Raw genomic sequence first — 19752 nt, 5'->3', positions numbered from 1 at the left:
GATGGCCACGTTCATCGGTCGATATCATGGGAACTAAACGCGCCAAAAGATGCCTCTACTTCTGATTAATACCTATGCGCGGGTGAGGCGCCAATTCCGTAAAAGCCCGCTACGCTTCAGGCATGCCTTGGCGGCGGAGCGCTGCTACGGTTGGTGGAGCTAGCCTTGGAGTCATAGGTCGCCAGCTGGATTAGAGGATTTCTAGAATAAAATGCGAAATGAACATGAAGATCTTCGGAGAGGAGAGGAAATTGGTCTGTTTGAGCTCCTCCAGGGTGCCTGGCGACAAAAATTTTGGATGGCTGTTGTAGCGATCCCCGTTTTGGCTATAGGGTTAGCTTATGTCTTGATCGCGAAGCCGGTCTACGAAGCAAAGATCTACGTGCAGCCACCTTCGCAAAATGATATTGCTCAATTAAATTTCGGTCGGGGCGGGGACACAGGGCTTTCTGTCTGGGGGGTGAAGGATGTGTATGAGGTATTCGTAAGAAAACTCCAGTCAGAAGCCTTGCGGAATAACTTTTTTCGGCACGTCTATCTCCCTAGCCTGCCTGAGAGCGAGCGGAAGGCTTCTTGGGATGTGTTGTATAGAGACTATGCCAGGGCTGTTGGAGTTTCTTTAGCGGCAAAGGACACACCCACCCGTTACGTGATCACGGTAGAGGTTGAGGACCCGCAGCGCGCTGCAGACTGGGTGGCTCGTTATGCTGAGATGGCTTCATCACTTGCTAAGGAAGAGGTGCTCAAGAGCAATCGGAGTGAGATGCTCGTAAAGGCCGATAACATTGAGCAGCAGATTGCTGGCACACGGTCCGCAGCTCGCAAGGAGCGGGATGACAAAATAGCTAGGCTGAAAGAGGCCTTGATCGTGGCAAGGGCGATTGGTTTGAAAAAACCACCTCTCATCTCCGGCGCCTTGTCAACGGAGGTGTCGGCAGGGATGGCAGGTAGCTTGAGCTATATGCGCGGCAGTGATGCTTTGGAGACTGAGATTGCAAACCTTGAGTCGCGCCCTTCAGATGATCCATTCATCAAGGGGTTGAGGAGGCTACAGCTGTCGGCCGACCTTTACCGTAATCTTCAGGTGAGTGATGAAGTGATTTCCGTTTATCAGCAGGATGGAGCGGTCGATCAACCTGAAACGCCTGTGAGGCCCAGGAAGACCTTGATTTTGGTGTTAACTGCGCTGATTGCATTGGTGTTGGGTGGTTTCACAGCGATCGCTAGGGGGCAATGGGTACGCATCCGAGGGGGCGGGCGGGTTTACTGACGTAAGCCAACGTGGAAATGCAAGCCTTTTGCTGGCGTGGGGAAAGTGCGAGAATGCGGGGTTCAACCGCATGACAGGGATTGTACTGATGGGTGAAAGGCCTACGTGTCGTTTCAGCTGCTAACAAATTCCTGTCCTGGCTGATCGACCCTTAGCAGACAGGCTAGTGACGTGACCAATTTATCGCGTGTTCCCCATCCGGCAATTCAGGACGAATTTGATCTGTTTCGCGTAATAAAGGAGTTGTGGCGTCGTCGCGCGATGATCATTGCTATTGCATTTGTTGTTACACTCTTGGGATTGGTTTACGCGTTTTTTGTAACGCCCGAGTATGAGGTTAGGACGGTTTTACGGCCTGCAGCATTGAACGATCTTGATGCGTTAAATCGATCGGGCGTTTATAACCTACCACCAGGCGCCGCCCTTGTGCGTGTTGGGGCTGCATTAGACTCTTACGAAATTCGATTGAATTTTTTTCGCGCGCATCCAGAGTTAGTGGCGGCTTACACTCAGTCGGGCGAAACTGCTGATCAAGCATTTGCTAATTTCAATGACGCCTTCAAGTTAGTTCAGCCTGATCCCAAGAAGGCTGACTTGCTAACAGCATATATTGGCTTAAATATGCGGTACGATGAAGGAATTGAAGGCGCCGCGTTGCTTAATGACTTTGTCAGCTATGCGATAGAGCAAGAGCGTACGCAGCTCGCTGAAGATCTTAAGGGAATCGTCTCTAATCGACTTCAAGAAGTGGAAGCGAAACTTAAGTCAGCAATGGCAGACTATGATGCAAGTAAAGATAGTCGCATTGCCAAGCTCATTGAAAAAGATTTAATTCAAAGTGCGCGTCTTCGAGATGAATTGAGGGCTCTTAGGGTTGAGTTGAAACTGAAAAGAGAGGCCCGTATGGCTAAGCTCGATGAGTCAATTGCCATCGCTCGCAGCTTGGGCCTGAAGAAGCCAGCCAGCCCGTCTTCCATGTCTGAGGAAGTGGTTGGGACGGCGAATGTTATTCGTACTGAGGTAAATACACAGCAGACGCCTCTTTACTTCATGGGGTCGGATGTACTTGAGGCAGAGCGAAATATTTTACGTAAGCGGTCGTCAGACGATTTTACTGAGCCACGTGTAGCTCAAATTAAAAAAGAGTTGCTGATGCTTACCTCAAATCGTGAAGTGGAAGTACTACTGGCTCGGGAGAATGAAGTTTTATTCCTTGAGGGTGTTGAGGAGTTACGGGCTGAGCGCGCTCGTCTGAATAATATCAATACGAATCTTGCTCAATTGCGTCTGGTGAGCATTGATCAATATGCTACTGACCCTCTTTACCCCGTGAAGCCTCGTAAGCCTCTGATAGTCAGTATTTCATTATTCCTTGGTCTGATTTTGGGTGTGTTTATTACGTTGTCAAGGAGTCTTTTTAAGGCGCGTAGTCGTTCTTATGAGAAAAATCTACTTTCAAGAAGCTCAGAGTTGGAGAGCAAGCCGGCACTGAGTATGGGGTGAAGTAAAGATTCGAAGTGCTGCTAGCGTCTGTAGATTGCTAGGCGCCTATAAATTGTTTGCCTCTATGATGTATGTCATCTGGGCTTGTTTAAGATCGGTATTATTGCATGTTTGAGCGATAACCGAGCTTCATGGCGGAGTAGTATTTTACCTCTGCTTTGTACCGATATTACTGGGGTGCTGGTAACTACTATGTTTGGGGTTAATTGGTCGTGAAAACATTATGTGTATTTGGTACTCGTCCCGAAGCGATCAAGATGGCGCCGCTCGTTCTTGCGCTTGCAGGTGATAGTCGGTTTGAAGCAAAAGTGTGCGTAACCGGCCAGCATCGTGAAATGCTTGACCAGGTTTTAGAGCTTTTTAATATTGAGCCTGATTTCGATCTCAATATAATGAAGTCTGGCCAAGATTTGACGGATGTGACGGTTTCTATATTGCAGGGTATGAAACAAGTCCTGAAAAAATTTCGTCCTGACATAGTTCTTGTTCACGGCGATACAGCAACTACCTTTGCAGCTACTCTAGCGGCTTATTATCAGCAGATACCAGTAGCTCACGTGGAAGCAGGATTGCGCACCGGTAATTTATATTCGCCTTGGCCTGAAGAGGCAAATCGCAAGCTAACTGGAGCTATCGCGTGCCGACATTTTGCCCCCACTGAAACATCGGGATCAAACTTGAAAAGGGAAGGCGTAGCATGCTCGGATATCATAGTGACCGGTAACACGGTTATTGATGCACTACTCGGCGTAATCGAACGATTAAAAACGGACGAGGCATTGAGTTCGGCTGCGGCGGCGCCGACGGCATTCCTGAATTTTGAACGCCGGATCATCCTTGTCACAGGTCACCGACGTGAAAGTTTTGGTGATGGGTTTGAGCGAATTTGTCAAGCACTATCGAGTATCGCTAAGCAGTATCCGGATATCGATATTGTTTATCCAGTACACCTAAATCCGAATGTTCGTGAGCCCGTTAATCGTTTGCTAAGCGGCGTCGAAAATATTTATCTGATTGAGCCGCTTGACTATTTGCCTTTTGTCTATCTGATGAGCCGGTCCTACATTATTCTTACGGACTCGGGCGGTATACAGGAAGAGGCTCCATCGCTGGGGAAACCGGTGCTAGTCATGCGGGATACCACCGAGCGGCCGGAGGCAGTTGAGGCAGGGACAGTAAAGTTGGTCGGTACAGAGGTGAGTCAAATAGTGGGTGCGCTTTCCCGTCTGCTTGATGACGATGAGGCCTATCGGGCGATGAGTTACGCTCATAATCCCTATGGGGATGGTGCTGCCAGTCAGCGTATAATTGAGGCGCTGCTTGCTATCTGATTAGCGAATGTCGCTTCAGTGGAAATGATTGTCGCGACCTCCTAAAACGTAGGAATTATAAGGACTGACATGGCATTTGAAACTATTTCGGTAATTGGGCTAGGCTACATCGGGCTACCAACCGCCGCGGTATTTGCGTCGCGTAAAAAACGAGTAATTGGCGTAGATGTGAACCCGAAAGCTATCGAAACCATCAATCAAGGCAATATTCACATTGTCGAACCCGACTTGGATATGGTGGTTCATGCAGCGGTAACCGGTGGTTATTTGCGTGCTACCAGCGTGCCGGAGGCAGCTGATGCCTTTCTGATTGCTGTGCCTACTCCTTTTAAAGAGCGACATGAGCCTGATTTGGACTATATCGAATCAGCTTGCAAAAGTATTGCGCCGGTTCTTAAAGTAGGTGATTTGGTCATTCTTGAGTCAACCTCGCCAGTAGGCGCGACTGAGCAAATGTCGGCATGGTTGGCCGAAGCTCGTCCCGATCTGACTTTTCCACAAACCTGCGGTGAGTCGTCTGATATACGAATAGCTCATTGCCCAGAGAGGGTGCTACCTGGGCATGTACTGCGCGAATTAGTTCAAAATGATCGTGTAATCGGAGGCATGACGCCAAAATGTTCTGCGGCAGCTGCGGCACTTTATAAAATCTTCGTAGAGGGTGAATGCGTTATTACTAATGCCCGTACTGCAGAGATGTGTAAGCTGACCGAAAATAGTTTCCGTGATACCAATATCGCGTTTGCCAACGAACTCTCGATGATTTGCGACAAGTTAGATATTAATGTGTGGGAGCTGATTCGGCTGGCAAATCGCCACCCTAGGGTTAATATTCTTCAGCCGGGCCCAGGGGTTGGTGGTCACTGCATCGCAGTTGATCCGTGGTTCATTGTTAGCAAAACTCCTGAGCAAGCTCGTCTAATTCGCACCGCACGCGAAGTTAATGATGACAAACCACGCTGGGTGCTCCAGAAAGCAAAGCTGGCTGTGGCTGAATATCTGCAAGCGAATAGTGAAAAAACAGCGAGAGATGTAACAATCGCGTGTTTTGGATTGTCATTCAAACCGGATATTGACGATCTACGGGAAAGCCCCGCTGTGTCGATTGCCGAGAGCATCTCCGCAGAACATCCAGGCACCGTTCTAGCTGTCGAGCCTAATATCACTGAGCTTCCTGTTAATTTAAATAGTAAGCTTATTTTGGTTGATATACAGGCCGCACTGGAGCAAGCCGATATTTTGATTCTTTTGGTTGATCATAAAGAATTCAAGGCCATTGCACGCGAGGCGATCGAAGCTCTTCAAGTAGTTGATACTCGAGGGGTATGGTCGCGATGAGAATTTTAGTCACTGGTGGTGCGGGGTTTATCGGGTCGGCGGTTGTGCGTCATATTGTCAACCATACTGAGCATAGTGTTTGTAATGTTGACAAGCTTACCTATGCTGGCAATTTGGAATCCTTGGCAAGTGTTAGCGATAATGAGCGCTATTGTTTCCATCGTGTAGATATTTGCGATCGTGCTGCGTTAGACGCAGTGTTTCTTGAGTTTCGTCCCGACGCCATAATGCATCTGGCGGCAGAGTCACATGTTGACCGATCGATTGAAGGCCCCGCTGCATTCATAGAAACTAATATTGTTGGTACGTACACACTGCTTGAAGTGGCGCGTGGGTATTGGAGTCAACTTAATGACAGCGCTAAGGATGCATTTCGTTTTCATCATGTTTCGACGGATGAAGTGTATGGTGACCTCCACGGTATAACTGATTTATTTACCGAGACTACGCCCTACGCACCAAGCTCACCATATTCTGCTAGCAAGGCAAGTTCCGATCATTTGGTAAGAGCGTGGGCGCGAACTTACGGGCTCCCGACGCTGATAACTAATTGTTCTAATAATTATGGGCCATACCATTTTCCTGAAAAGCTAATACCGTTAATTATACTCAATGCATTGAGGGGCAAGGCGCTGCCAGTCTACGGTAAGGGTGATCAAGTCCGAGACTGGCTGTACGTCGAGGATCATGCTCGGGCACTGTGTAATGTACTAGTAAGCGGAAAGGTGGGTGAGACATACAATATCGGTGGGCATAACGAAAAGAAAAATATCGATGTTGTAAAAAAACTCTGCTCAATATTGGATGAATTGAGGCCGCTGGACACTGTTAATTTAGATGCCCGGGCGGTGATGCGGGAGTCAGGTCTGGATGGCAAAAACTATAGAGAGTTGATATCGCATGTTAAAGACCGACCTGGTCATGATCAGCGCTATGCAATTGACGCTACCAAAATTGAGCGTGAGCTTGGCTGGACTCCAGATGAGACTTTTGAATCAGGTATTCGTAAGACAGTACAGTGGTACTTAGATAATCCCTCATGGGTTGCAAGAGTCGAAAGTGGAGAGTACCAGTCCTGGCTTAATAAGCAATACGGCAAAGGAACTCTCTGATGAGAATTTTGTTGCTGGGAAAGGATGGGCAAGTGGGCTGGGAGTTGATGCGCTCCTTGCGCTGTCTAGGTGAGCTGATTGCTCTTGGTCGAAGCGGCGAAGGTACGCTGGTCGGCGATCTTACAGATCTATCGGGCCTGCGGCAGACGCTAGAAATCGTCAAACCCGATTTCATTGTTAACGCTGCCGCCTACACTGCAGTGGACAAGGCGGAAAGCGACCAGGCGGAGGCGTTCCTTATCAATGCCGAAGCCGTAAGGGTTATGGCTGATTATGCAGCTACCAGTGGCGCTTGGCTAATCCATTACTCAACCGATTATGTTTTTTCGGGTAAAGGCAATGCTCCCTGGTCGGAACAAGACATAACATCACCGCTGAATATTTATGGAAAAAGCAAGTTGGAAGGAGAACGCGCTATTCAGAAAAGCGGTTGCCGCCATCTTATATTTCGTATCAGTTGGATTTATGCGGCGCGTGGAAACAATTTTGCGAAGACAATGCTACGTTTGGCTGCTGATAGGGAGCAAATTCAAGTTGTAAGCGATCAGGTTGGTGCACCAACCGGAGCAGACTTAGTTGCTGATATTACCGCGCATGCGCTCAGAGTCGCAGCAATAGGTAATTTCGAGGGTGGCGTCTATCACCTCGCGGCCAGTGGTGCTGTCAGTTGGCATGGTTATGCTTGTCATGTTGTTGAAACTGCGCGTGTACTAGGTTATGAGTTGCGTATCAGAACTATAGAAAAACTAAGTACTATTGAGTATCCTACGCCCGCCGAAAGGCCGCTTAACTCACTTATGAATACTCAACGACTGCAAGCCGCGTTTAAATTGGTTTTACCTCCATGGCAAGTAGGTATTGATCGCATGCTAACCGAGATAAGAGGTTGAAATATGAGTCGTAAAGGAATCATTCTTGCCGGAGGCTCTGGAACTCGCTTGCACCCAATTACATTGGGCGTATCTAAGCAACTGCTTCCGATTTATGATAAGCCTATGATTTACTACCCGCTATCAGTATTAATGCTGGCTGGTATACGTGAAGTGCTTATTATATCCACTCCTATAGATCTGCCTAATTTCCGTAATCTTTTGGGGAGCGGTAGTCAGTTTGGTATTTCGATAAGTTACGCTGAGCAGCCATCTCCTGATGGACTAGCGCAAGCATTTATTATCGGAGAGGAATTCATAGGTGGCGATGATTGCTGTTTGATCCTTGGAGATAACATATTTTACGGACAACGGTTCTCTGAACATCTGAAGCAGGCAAGCTTGCGCAGTCATGGAGCCACAGTTTTCGGATATCATGTATCCGATCCAGAACGCTTTGGTGTTGTTGAGTTCAATGCATCAGGACAAGCGATAAGCATTGAGGAAAAGCCAGCCTTACCTAAATCAAACTATGCTGTGACAGGCTTGTATTTCTACGACAATCGAGTGGTTCAAGTTGCCAAGTCAATCAAACCATCCACTAGGGGTGAGCTAGAAATTACTGATATCAACAAGTTCTACCTAGACGACAAAAGCCTGAGCGTGGAGATGTTAGGGCGAGGTTTCGCATGGCTGGACACAGGTACTCATGCCTCTTTACTTGAAGCCGGTCAGTTTGTTCATACCATTGAACAGCGACAGGGTTTAAAAGTGGCTTGCCTGGAAGAAATTGCATTCAACCAGGGATGGATAAGCCAGGCAGAGCTGATGGCGCAAGCTGTTCGACTTAAGAAAACTGATTACGGCCAGTACCTAGATGCATTAAGTAGAGATGTTAACCCGTGAAACTTACTAAAACAGCGATACCTGAAGTAGTGATCTTAGAGCCCACGATTTTTAAGGATGATCGAGGCTTTTTTTACGAAAGTTATAACGATGAGTCTTTTCGCTCTGCTTTAGCGGAGCTAGGTTTAGATGAGCCTGGGCCGTTCGTGCAAGACAACCACTCTTGTTCTAACAAAGGTGTGCTCAGAGGGCTGCACTTTCAGTCTGCGCCTTATTCGCAAGGTAAGCTAGTGCGTGTCGTTCAAGGTTCTGTTTTTGATGTTGCTGTAGATATAAGGCCAGAGTCGAGAACGTACGGGAGCTGGGTAGGGCTTGAGTTGAGTGCTAAAAATAAAAAGATGCTTTGGATTCCAGATGGGTTCGCGCATGGGTTTTTAACACTTGAAGATGATACGCACTTTTTATACAAAACTACAAACTTCTATAACAGAGATGCTGAGCGCTCTATCATTTGGAATGATCCGGTTATTAATATCCGGTGGCCACTTGAAGCCGTCGGCGACCTTATAATTTCGGAAAAAGATTCCGAAGCCAATAGTTTTGAAAATCACATTTCGCTTAAGTGACTCATAATGTCGGCCGTCAATCCCCTTATCGTTCCAATCATTGTTTTGATCGGTTTGTATTTAGCCCATGTGTTGAACCAGTCTCGCTCAAAAAATACAGAGCCAATGGTTGGCGGCCGATTTGAGACTATTGACGGGTTGCGAGGGTATCTAGCTTTTTTTGTTTTTCTACATCATTCTAGTGTTTGGTATTTCTACATACAGACAGGTCGTTGGGAAATCCCCCCCTCGACACTTTATGTAATGCTGGGCCAAGGCGGTGTGACAATGTTTTTCATGGTGACGAGTTTTTTATTCGTTACTAAAATTCTGGACTCAAGAAGTACGCAAATAAATTGGTTCGATTTTTTTGCAATGCGGGTTGCTCGCCTTGTTCCTGTTTATCTGCTGTCTGTTCTGACTCTGTTCATCCTGGTGGCAATTCGTTCAAACTGGCAAATTAATGTCGATCTTGATACGCTGTTGAATACAATCTATAAGTGGATGCTGTTCACTATTGCTGGCAAACCAGATGTCAATGGGATTGCTCGGACGTCGATCATGCTCGCGAGCGTTACTTGGTCCCTACCTTATGAATGGTACTTCTATTTCTGCCTTCCACTCATTTCAATAGTCTTGTTCGCAAGAGTCAACGTAGGAGCGATAATTTTTTCAGCAGTTGCTCTCTACACTATGCTTGAATATTGGGCTCCGCTAGGGTTTGTCCTTCAAAGCTTTGTTGGTGGGATGGTGGCAGCGTTTATTGTCAGAAGTCAAAGGCTCAAAAACCTGCTTAGTGGTTTTTGGTTTTCTGTAGCTAGTTTGTTTTTACTTGGCGCTGTGTCTTTTCTGCCTACTGCTTTTGATCCCTTAGCTTTACTATTGCTCTCACTAGTTTTTGTGTTTTTTGCTGCAGGGAACTCTTTTTTTGGGATGTTGAAGCTAACTTCGGCGCGTTGGATGGGGGAGTTATCGTACGGGATATATATGCTACATGGTTTGGTGTTGTTTGTTGCTTTTTTCTTTGTTGTAGGGTATGAGCAAGTAAAGGTTCTGCAGCCTTTTTATTATTGGTGTTTAGTGGCCGCTATTACACCGGTCGTAATTCTTGTGGCACATATAGTGCATTTGTCTGTTGAGCGCCCTCTAATGCGTAGTTCTAAAGCACTGCTAAGAAATCGTAAGCCTGTATTCCAAGTGATTCGAGCTAAAATCTATCAACCGATACTCAAGCGGTTCTCTTGTAGGTCTTGATGAAAGCTTAAGGTGAATAAAAGCTAATGAGATTTAAAATCGGTACATTAAATGCTCTGTCATTGGTAGCTATTCAAGGGGCTAATGCACTTTTTCCATTGTTGGTATTTCCTTATTTACTGTCAGTGATAGGGGAAGAGAGCTTTGCTATTATCGTTACGGCAGAAGCTTTAGCCTTTTATGCTTTGACTGTTTGTCTCTATAGTTTTGATACTAGTGGGGTGCAGTCGGTCATCAATGTTAGAAAAACTGGTGAGCGCATTTTAGAGGCTAGTTGTGTCTTTAATATTTTCGCCACCCGGATAGTACTTTTTCTGCTATCTTCATTTGTACTGGTTGGTGTTGCTTCTTTTCTCTCCAACTCCAGCCTGCAAGTTTTATTGGTATGGATGCTATTCGTCTTAGGTACTATTCTCCAAAGTAACTTTTACTTTCAGGCTATCGAAGATAATTTCGCACTTGCGTCTTGTATTATTGTGTCTCGAATAATTGGTGTGGTCGGCGTATATTGTTTTGTTAATGGGCCGGAAGACTTGCTTCTCGCTTCATCGTTATTGGCAGGTAGCTATTTTATTTCCGGGGTTGCTGGGTTTTTGTTGTTACTTACACGCTTCGATGTTTCAGCGTTCCGCACAATACGCATCGCTAAAATCTACACGCTATTGCAGGACGGACGATACATTTTTTTTGGTAATTTATCTGTTTCATTTTTTAGAGGTGCAAACGTCTTGATTTTATCTGAATTATCTAATGCTGCCGCAGTGTCGACCTATGCTATCGCAGAAAAGGTAATTAAAAGTATTCAAGCACTTGCTCGCCCTCTAAATCAGATTTTTGCGCCGAAAGCGGCGAAGGCATGGTCGGATTTAGATAAAGAGAGTAGAACCGAAAAACAAGCGCTTATTTTGCTTTGGCGTAACACCCGTATACAAGTTTGGCTAATGTTAGCCGTCATGCCAGTTGCGGTGAGCGCTATTTACTTGGGGAGCTATTTCGAGCTTCTAAACGGTTTTGATTCTCATGTCGTTGCATTAATCGCGCTAATGTCACCTGCGGTATGCTTTGGTGTGGCTAATGCTATGTTTGGCCCCGTTGGATTAAGTCTGATTGGCGCACAGTCATACTTTGCTAAATCGGTCTTATTGATTGGAGTGTTAGCATTTACAGTCTCGATGATCGTTTCTTATTTGTTTGGCGCCCCTGGAGCTGGCTCTGCGTTTGTTATGGCAGAATTCTGCCTATTAGTTGCATTTGTTATCCGCTATAGGAGGCGGTCAGCAACCCATTTTTTGGGTGTTTGACCGTTCCCGAGCTAGAAATAGAATTTTGTGCATCTGAGAAGAGGGGTAGCAATGCAGATGAGATTTGCGCAACCAATTTCGGAGGGCCGATTCAGTAAAGCTGGTTATCTCTTTGCCGTGATGGTTCTGTTCGTACCTACGAGTTCATTCTACGGCTATTATGCTGCCTTGCTTTTTGGTTTGTTCCTGCTCGTTTGGAGTAGTGGTGGCAGTGTTCCATGGAAGGTTGAGGTTTTTTATATTTATGTATCATTGGTTACTTTTTTGTTGCTGCTCTGTCTCTATCGGTGGATAGCTTATGAGAACTCTGAGGACTTAAAAGAGTATCTAAAAATTGCGTTATTTTGTTCGGTGGCTTTTTTTGGTGTGCGATTAGGCCGAAACGGCTTAGATGGTATTTTTTCAATATTTGTCCTTGTGAATTGCGCTGTATCTCTCCTGCAATATTTGGGTGTGTACGAGTTTGGGGTGCGCGAGATTACAGATTTATATAATGCTAAGCATCATGTTGAAGCCTCGCTTAGCTATACCGCACCTCGCGCCCTAGGCCTTTCACCCGGCCCGGGGCAGCAAAGTGTTATATGCCTTTTCTTCTTTTCATATTTTCTGGTTCAGTTCTTTTTTGGCGGGGGTGGATTAAAAAGACTAATGATGTGTTTGGTTTCATTATTAGGGATGGTTTTGAGTCAATCGAAAACGGCTCTAATCGCCATCGCTATCGGTAGTGTTGTTGTATTTTTCCTTTTTGTGGCTCATGCAGGGTACAAATCAAAGCTTGGAGTGCTGCTGCTTTTTGTTCTAGTGGTTGGCGGCGTAGTTGCTTTTAAGGATCAGTTGTTAGTGTTATTTCCTGAGTACTTCCGACTTGCGGAGCAAGGGGGTGACGTTTCATCTCTACAAAGCCGTGTAGGGAATTGGCAGCAGATGCTACATGTCTTTTTTGTTGAAGACTCTGTGTTTCTCTACTTGTTTGGTGTTGGGCGTTCTGGGTTGGAGTTCTATGGCGTTAATGACCTTCCTTACGATAGTGACTATGTTTATGTTCTTGTAAATTATGGTTTGGTTGGTTTTTTTGTATTTGTGGCAATGCTCAGTTCAGTCCTGATGAGGGGCGTAGCGTTTTTTTCTACAGAAAGTATTGATGGAAAGTGCTTAATTATTATTCTTGTCTATGCAGTGGTTGCAGCTGTGGCTTTGAATTATTTCTTTGAGCCTCGGATACTTATGATTTTTGCTATCCTGATTTTCAATTGCGCGGCTCGAAATCGAGTCATGCCCGCTCAATATCTACGAAGGCTTTGATGATGCTGAAGAGAGTATGCGTTGTTCCCGTTTGCTATAACGCTTATGATGATGCTCTGCGTTTTTTGAGCTCGTTGAATGTAGCATTTGGTAAAACAAAGAATTTGCATCTTGATGTGATACTTGCTGACAACTCAATTGGCGATGCACCTGCTGAAATTGTTCAGAATAACTATTTATTCTGTTATCAATATAATAAAAATCAGAATGTGGGCTATTTTCCAGCTTTTTATCGAGCTATGCAGTCTGACCTCAATGCCGCTAATTACGACTATGTTGTGGTGTGTAATGTCGACTTGGTTGTGGGGGAGGATTTTCTCTCTAAGTTAGTTGAGTTGAGTTTTTCATCCGAGGTCGGTTTGATAGCCCCTGGAATTTTCTCAGACCGAGATGGCCGAGATCTTAATCCAAAAATCATGCATAGACCGAAACTCTCAAAACTGAGGTTTATGCGTCTGGTTTGTTCGAACGTCTTGCTTTTTCGTGCATACGGGAAATTAGTAAGGCTGCGTGAACGTGCGCGTTCACACTCCCAGAAGCGTCAAGCTCGCTCAGTGAATGTTAGGCCGGTTCATAACAATAAAAAGATATATGGCGCGCATGGCTCCTTTATGATTTTCCCAAAAAGCTATTTTCTACGTGGGGCAACAATTGACTATCCCCGCTTTTTATTTGGAGAAGAAGTTTTTGTCGCAGAACAGTTGCGCATGCATCAATTGGATGTGGCTCATATTCCACAGTTGCGAATCTTCGACAAAGAGCATGCGTCCACCTCGCAGGCTAACGTTAAATTTATAAGTGGGGAGCATAAAAAGTCTTACGATTACCTTATTAGCAACTATTTCAAATAACGCTCTTAGCAGGAAAGACATTGAGGTTATTGCGCTCACGATGGGTTAGTAGGATGCACCGGGTCGTTGCGAATTGTTCAGTTTTCGCTCATGCCAGCAATGGTCGCCTAAAGCCACTTTGTTTATCGGGGCTGTTTCTTCTGATGAAGATACCTCTTCTCAATGGGCTGAAAAAGCGATATCCATTTGCCCAAAGCTTTCGTTTAGGTTAAAACTGTTTTTTTGCATTTGAGGGCGTTATGAAGCAAATTCTGCAAGACATGGCTAAAGGCGGAACCACCGTTGCTGTTGCGCCCGCGCCACAGATTTCGCGTGAGCACGTGATCATTAATACTAGTGTTTCGCTGATCTCTGCTGGGACCGAGAGAATGCTGGTCGGGTTCGGTAAGGCATCTTACCTAGACAAAGCTCGCCAACAGCCTGAAAAGGTTCGGATGGTGTTAGAAAAGGTCAAAACTGATGGGCTTATGACCACCATCGAAGCCGTGCAGTCGAAACTTGCTCAACCCCTACCGTTGGGTTACTGCAACGTCGGTGTAGTTGCAGCGGTGGGGTCGGGCGTAGAAGGCCTTAAAGTTGGTGACCGCGTCGTTTCAAACGGTCCTCATGCAGATGTGGTAAAAGTCCCCAAGAACCTGTGTGCACGCATTCCTGAAGGCGTCGATGATGAGTCTGCTGCTTTCGTTGTCGTTGCTAGCATCGGACTCCAAGGCATAAGACTTGCCCAACCAACACTGGGTGAAGCCTTCGTGGTGACTGGTGTAGGTTTGATTGGCTTACTTACCGTCCAATTGCTCCGTGCGCACGGGTGCCGCGTTCTCGCGATTGATTTTGATCAAACAAAACTCGAGATCGCTCGACAATATGGTGCTGAGACATGTAATCCTGGTCGGGGCGAAGACCCGATATCGGTAGGAATGGCATTCAGTCGTGGGCAGGGCGTCGATGGTGTAATCATCACTGCCTCGACTAAATCTAGCGATCCAGTAACCCAGGCGGCTAGAATGAGCCGTAAGCGCGGCCGCATTGTGCTGGTGGGGGTGACTGGCCTTGAACTTAATCGTGCCGATTTCTATGAAAAGGAACTGAGTTTCCAAGTTTCGTGCTCTTACGGCCCAGGTCGCTATGATCCAAGTTATGAGGATAAGGGACAAGACTACCCGCTCGGATTTGTCCGCTGGACTCAACAGCGAAATTTTGAAGCAGTATTGGACATGTTGGCCAGTGGTCAGCTGAACGTTAAGGCCTTGATTACTCACCGCTTTGCTTTCGAGAGCGCTCCAGAAGCATATGCAGCTCTGACTGAAGATAGCTCTGGTCTGGGTATGCTTCTACAATACGAGTCTGACGTTCAAGAGAGAGCTGTTCGCCAAGTCTCCCTTTCGAACCAAGAAAATTTCAGTCCGCAGAAGCCAGTGGTGGGTTTCATCGGGGCTGGTAATTATGCATCGCGAGTCTTGATTCCTGCTTTCAAGGCCGCCGGGGCTCAGCTTCACACGATAGTTACAGCGGGTGGGATCAATAGCGTCATCCATGGGGAAAAGGCTGGTTTCGCTCAAGCGTCAACCGATCTGTTAGCTATGTTGCAAGATCCAGCGATCAATACGATTTCTATCGTCACTCGTCATGACAGCCATGCTCGCTTTGTATCTCAAGCCTTACAGGCGGGCAAGAATGTTTTTGTAGAGAAGCCATTGGCGATCACGTTGCCCGAGCTGGAGGACATAAAAGCGGCTTATGAAACAGCTCATCAGAGCGGAGGGGCTCCTCAACTGATGGTCGGGTTCAACCGCCGTTTTGCTCCACAAGTCCAGAAAATGAAGAGTCTGCTGGCATCGGTTAGGGAGCCAAAGTCATTCATCATGACCATGAATGCTGGAGCCATCCCGAGCGACCACTGGACCCAGGATATTGCAGTCGGTGGGGGGCGAATCATCGGAGAGGCATGTCATTTCATCGACTTGATGCGATACCTGTCTGGCTCTCGAATTGTCTCAGTCCAGGCGCGCCGGATGGGTGATAACACGGCAGTAGAAGTTACTGAGGATAAGGCCGCTATTACCCTTGGTTTCGAAGATGGCTCTTTCGGAACTATTCTCTACTTGGCGAACGGCGCAAGCGCATTCCCTAAAGAACGGGTTGAGGTCTTTGCTGCGGGCCGTGTGCTACAGCTTGATAATTTCCGCAAGCTGAAGGGCTACGGCTGGCCCGGTTTCACCAAGATGAATTTATGGAAGCAAGACAAAGGACAGCGACAGTGCGCATCTGCATTTCTGGAAGCCGTCGCCAGCGGGGCTGGACCCGTAATTTCTTATGAGGAAATCATGGAAGTTGCACAAGTATCTATAGAAGTTGCTAGCATTTTGCGCAATCAGGCAGGTTAAAACTCGCATGCAATTTCGCAAACTTATCCGGCTTTACCACACCGTGCGGTACTTAAAGATACAGCAGGTTTTTTATCGGTTGTACTACCGCTATTTTCGGATTAGACGCCGTCACGTAGGACCTCTATTCACCCGCACGTGGGCCTCAACCTGGCGCAGTATACCGTGGTTAGATCTGTCGACACGAGATGCAGAGAGTTTCACTTTTCTGGGCATTTCAGGTGTAGTGCGTGATAAGGCTGATTGGCAAGCCGGTAAGCACAGCAAATTGTGGCTTTACAACTTGCATTATCTCGATGATTTAAATGCTCGCGGTATCGATCAACGACAGGAGTTAGCCCAGAAGTTAATTCAAAAGTGGAACGATAACAATCCATCCTTCTCTGGGGAAGGGTGGGAGCCCTATCCATTGTCTTTAAGAATCGTAAACTTGGTCAAATGGAGCGCGCTCAATCCAGCTTCAGGTCAATATCTTCTTGATGGTTTGGGTGTCCAAGTTGACGCCCTTTCTCAGCAAGTTGAATATCATATCTTGGGAAACCATATTTTTGCCAATGGTAAAGCGTTGGTGTTCTCGGGTGCTTATTTTTCAGGAGATACTGGGGATCGCTGGCTGTCTAAGGGCCTGCATATCATCGATCGACAGGTTCCAGAGCAGTTTCTTCAAGATGGTGGTCATTTCGAACTATCACCCATGTACCACGCTACATTGCTTTGGGATATGTGTGACCTCGTGCAGCTAGCGCAATGCAGCCAGTTACCAGCTTTACAGGCCAGACTGCCGGTGTGGCGGGAGGTAGTTGTACGTGGCCTGATTTGGTTGGAGAGCATGCTGCACCCCGATGGAGAAATCTCCTTCTTCAACGATTCGGCGTTCGGCATCGCCCCTAAATACTCTCAACTCTTGGACTACGCGAATCACCTCGGTATAGCTCTGCCGGCAGTATCTACGGAGCAGGCCAGATTTAATTCGAATACTGGCTATGTGGTTGTTTCTCCGGTTCAAGGGTTTAAAGCACTGCTGGATGTAGCGGAAGTTGGTCCTGATTATCAGCCGGGCCATGCGCACGCCGACACATTGAGCTTCGAACTAAGTATTTTTGGGCGTCGTTTTATCGTTAACTCTGGTACCTCGCAATATGGGGAGGACCAGGAGAGGCAGCGTCAGCGTAGCACTTCTGCACACAGTACCGTTCAAGTGGAAGGCCAAAATTCCTCGGAGGTATGGGCAGGATTTCGTGTAGCCAGACGCGCTCGGCCAATGTTGGAGAGGTTTGAAAAACTGCCTTCATCGATTGTCGTACAAGCCAGTCACGACGGGTATTGTCGCTTACCTCGTAGGCCTTTACATAAGCGTTCCTGGACGTTCACGCGCGACCAATTGAACATAGTAGACACCGTGACTGGAGAGAATGTATCGGCTGTCGCTCGATTTTTCATCCATCCTGATGTGCAAATCCGAGAAGATAAAGATGGAATAGTAGCTTGCTTTGGATCGGAGCAGCGTGTACACATCCAGTTCATTGGCGCTGATGATGTGCGACTGGTTGCTTCGACTTGGCATCCCGAATTTGGTAGATCAACAGAAAATTACTGTATTGAGGCTTCTTTTACAAAGAATTCACTAGTTACCCGAATTCGCTGGAGTTTAATGTGAGGATTTTGCTACTAAGCTTTTATTTTCAGCCAGATTTATCAGCTGGCTCGTTTCGTACCACGGCTTTGGTGCGTGCGCTGCTTGATCAGTTGCCTGCTGATGCTAGTATTGATGTCATTACAACCCAACCCAACCGTTATAGCAGTTTTTCATTAGACGCGCCTTTGATCGAAGAATTGCCACGGCTTACTATTCATCGTGTACCGCTGACTCAGCATAATAGCGGTATGTTTGATCAATCTCGCGCTTTTCTAGGCTACGCAAAGAGAGTGCTTAGCCTTGTAGGTGATCGGCGGTATCAAGCAGTCTACGCGACATCCTCGCGCTTGATGACTGCGTCTTTAGGTGCCGTGGTTTCGAAGCGTATTGGTTGCCCGTTGTATTTGGATATTCGCGATATTTTTGTGGATACCATCAAAGACGTACTACCTGCCAAGTTTACTTGGATACTCAAGCCAGTATTTTCGCTGATAGAGCGTCTTACGGTTCGCGCAGCAGCTCGAGTGAACGTAGTTTCGGCTGGTTTTTTGCCTTATTTTAAAGCGAGATACCCACAGGGCGACTTCGTTGTTTTTACCAATGGTATAGATGACGAGTTTATCAACGCTCAACCTGTATCCTCATGCAAGAGCGAGAATCGGGTAATCACTGTGCTTTATGCAGGTAATATGGGGGAAGGTCAAGGTTTGCACATGATCGTACCTCAGCTTGCCAATCGTTTTGCAGGTAGGCTTAAATTCATTTGTATTGGCGATGGCGGCCGAAAAAAGCAGTTGGAACAAGCTGTCATTGAAACTCGGGCAACAAATGTTGAAATAAAGCCGCCTATACGCAGGAAGGATTTAATTTCAGCCTATCAGGAGGCTGATGTGCTATTCCTCCATTTGAATGATTATGATGCGTTTCGTAAGGTGCTTCCTTCAAAGGTGTTTGAGTACGCTGCGTTAGGGAAGCCCATATGGGCTGGAGTAGCTGGCTACTCAGCTCAATTTATTCGTGATGAGATTCCGAACGTTGCAGTATTTAGTCCTTGCAATGATGAAGAGGCCGAGCGCTCCTTTGCCGCGTTAAACATAGTGACAGCGCCTCGGCATGAGTTTGTTGAACGCTTTGCACGTCGCAAAATAATGCAGGCACTGGCAGAAGACTTCATTTCGCTAATAAAAAGTAAATCGTTATGAATATATTCGTTACCGGTATCACCGGCTTTGTAGGTCGAGCTATCGCGTCTCGGCTACAGAGCGATGGGCATCGTGTTACTGCTGCAATTCGGGAGACTAACAAATCCTACATTGAAGATGTTGCATTGGTGCCTTTTGATAACTTGGTTACCTATGATTGGAGCTCTGCCTTGAATGGGCAGGATGTTGTGGTTCACTGCGCTGCACGTGTTCACGTCATGAATGACCTGGCCCAAGATCCATTGATGGAGTTCAGGAGGATCAATGTTGACGGCACACTTAATATTGCACGGTGCGCTGCCCGTGTCGGTGTGAAGCGATTCATATTCATCAGCTCCATAAAAGTTAACGGAGAAGGTACCCAATTGGGACACCCTTTTTCGGCGGACGACACTGCTGCTCCTCAAGACCCATACGGCGTTTCTAAATGCGAAGCCGAGCAGCAACTGCTCGCTCTGGCATCGGAAACTAACCTAGATGTGGTAATCATTCGCCCGGTATTAGTCTATGGGCCTGGAGTCAAGGCAAACTTCCAGAGCATGATGGCTTGGTTGTCAAAAGGTATTCCGCTGCCATTGGGAGCTATTTCAAACAAGCGAAGCATGGTTGCTTTGGATAATTTGGTAGATCTCATTGCAGTTTGCACAGTTCATCCAGCCGCTGCGAACCAGGTTTTTTTGGTGAGTGATGGTGAAGATCTTTCAACGACTCAATTGATGAAGCGTACCGCGAAGGCTTTGGGTAAGACCGCACGCTTGCTTCCTGTACCCGTGTGGTTGCTAAACCTTGCTGCGCGGTTGCTGGGTAAGCCTGCCATTGCCCAACGACTTTGTGGTTCGCTGCAGGTTGATATTGAGAAGACTCGTGCATTGTTGGGCTGGAAGCCGCCAATCAGTGTTGATGAAGCCTTGGGCAAGACTGCCCGCAATTTTCTGGAGCGTCGATAAC

General features: G+C 46.8%; 16 protein-coding genes. All 16 read left to right on the top strand.

The genetic code is table 11. The annotated features are described in order from the left end of the window. Positions 1-211: 211 nt before the first annotated feature. The 16 genes from IWW33_RS04620 to IWW33_RS04545 all read left to right on the top strand — a co-directional run bounded on the left by IWW33_RS04620 (position 212) and on the right by IWW33_RS04545 (position 19751). Positions 212-1270: a Wzz/FepE/Etk N-terminal domain-containing protein gene (locus IWW33_RS04620; protein ID WP_196914243.1), complete on the top strand. Its 1059-nt coding sequence runs from the start codon at positions 212-214 to the stop codon at positions 1268-1270. Between the two features lie 171 nt (positions 1271-1441). Further along, positions 1442-2773 carry a Wzz/FepE/Etk N-terminal domain-containing protein gene (locus tag IWW33_RS04615; RefSeq protein WP_348635178.1) on the top strand — a complete coding sequence of 444 codons (1332 nt, stop codon included), beginning with the start codon at positions 1442-1444 and terminating at the stop codon, positions 2771-2773. A 206-nt stretch (positions 2774-2979) separates the two neighbouring features. After that, entirely contained in the window at positions 2980-4104 is a 1125-nt protein-coding gene (gene wecB, locus IWW33_RS04610) for a UDP-N-acetylglucosamine 2-epimerase (non-hydrolyzing) (protein ID WP_196914242.1), read from the top strand. 69 nt (positions 4105-4173) lie between these two features. Continuing rightward, a complete protein-coding gene (gene wecC, locus IWW33_RS04605) occupies positions 4174-5442 on the top strand; it encodes a UDP-N-acetyl-D-mannosamine dehydrogenase (protein ID WP_196914241.1) in 1269 nt (422 codons plus the stop codon). Continuing rightward, positions 5439-6554, top strand: coding sequence for a dTDP-glucose 4,6-dehydratase (gene rfbB, locus IWW33_RS04600; protein WP_196914240.1), 1116 nt, complete (start codon positions 5439-5441; stop codon positions 6552-6554). The genes wecC and rfbB overlap by 4 nt, the downstream gene beginning before the upstream one ends. Then, positions 6554-7444 carry a dTDP-4-dehydrorhamnose reductase gene (gene rfbD, locus IWW33_RS04595; RefSeq protein WP_196914239.1) on the top strand — a complete coding sequence of 297 codons (891 nt, stop codon included), beginning with the start codon at positions 6554-6556 and terminating at the stop codon, positions 7442-7444. Before rfbB ends, rfbD begins: the two co-directional genes overlap by 1 nt. Positions 7445-7447: 3 nt before the next feature. Further along, the gene (gene rfbA / locus IWW33_RS04590) at positions 7448-8329 is read left to right on the top strand and encodes a glucose-1-phosphate thymidylyltransferase RfbA (protein WP_196914238.1); all 882 of its coding nucleotides are present in this window, start codon (positions 7448-7450) and stop codon (positions 8327-8329) included. Beyond that, positions 8326-8895, top strand: a complete 570-nt coding sequence (gene rfbC / locus IWW33_RS04585; protein ID WP_196914237.1) for a dTDP-4-dehydrorhamnose 3,5-epimerase — start codon at positions 8326-8328, stop codon at positions 8893-8895. The genes rfbA and rfbC overlap by 4 nt, the downstream gene beginning before the upstream one ends. Before the next feature lie 6 nt (positions 8896-8901). After that, positions 8902-10128 (top strand): acyltransferase, encoded by a 1227-nt coding sequence (locus IWW33_RS04580; RefSeq protein WP_196914236.1) that lies wholly within the window; start codon positions 8902-8904, stop codon positions 10126-10128. 26 nt (positions 10129-10154) lie between these two features. Further along, complete coding sequence (locus tag IWW33_RS04575) at positions 10155-11429, top strand: oligosaccharide flippase family protein (RefSeq protein WP_196914235.1); 1275 nt, start codon at positions 10155-10157, stop codon at positions 11427-11429. Positions 11430-11480: 51 nt separating this feature from the next. Further along, on the top strand, positions 11481-12731 hold the full coding sequence (locus IWW33_RS04570; protein WP_196914234.1) for an O-antigen ligase family protein: 1251 nt from the start codon (positions 11481-11483) through the stop codon (positions 12729-12731). A gap of 2 nt (positions 12732-12733) precedes the next feature. Continuing rightward, a complete protein-coding gene (locus tag IWW33_RS04565) occupies positions 12734-13582 on the top strand; it encodes a glycosyltransferase (protein WP_196914233.1) in 849 nt (282 codons plus the stop codon). A 239-nt stretch (positions 13583-13821) separates the two neighbouring features. Continuing rightward, complete coding sequence (locus tag IWW33_RS04560) at positions 13822-15966, top strand: bi-domain-containing oxidoreductase (RefSeq protein ID WP_196914232.1); 2145 nt, start codon at positions 13822-13824, stop codon at positions 15964-15966. Positions 15967-15973: 7 nt separating this feature from the next. After that, entirely contained in the window at positions 15974-17623 is a 1650-nt protein-coding gene (locus IWW33_RS04555; protein WP_196914231.1) for a heparinase II/III family protein, read from the top strand. After that, positions 17620-18804, top strand: coding sequence for a glycosyltransferase family 4 protein (locus tag IWW33_RS04550; RefSeq protein WP_196914230.1), 1185 nt, complete (start codon positions 17620-17622; stop codon positions 18802-18804). Before IWW33_RS04555 ends, IWW33_RS04550 begins: the two co-directional genes overlap by 4 nt. Beyond that, positions 18801-19751: an SDR family oxidoreductase gene (locus IWW33_RS04545; protein WP_196914229.1), complete on the top strand. Its 951-nt coding sequence runs from the start codon at positions 18801-18803 to the stop codon at positions 19749-19751. Before IWW33_RS04550 ends, IWW33_RS04545 begins: the two co-directional genes overlap by 4 nt. The last annotated feature ends 1 nt before the right edge of the window (position 19752 follow it).

The sequence above is a fragment of the Pseudomonas sp. M2 genome, assembly GCF_015751845.1.
Taxonomy (GTDB): Bacteria; Pseudomonadota; Gammaproteobacteria; order Pseudomonadales; family Pseudomonadaceae; genus Aquipseudomonas; species Aquipseudomonas putida_E.
Note: the sequence above shows the minus strand (reverse complement) of the source record. Positions and strands in the feature narration are given on the sequence as shown.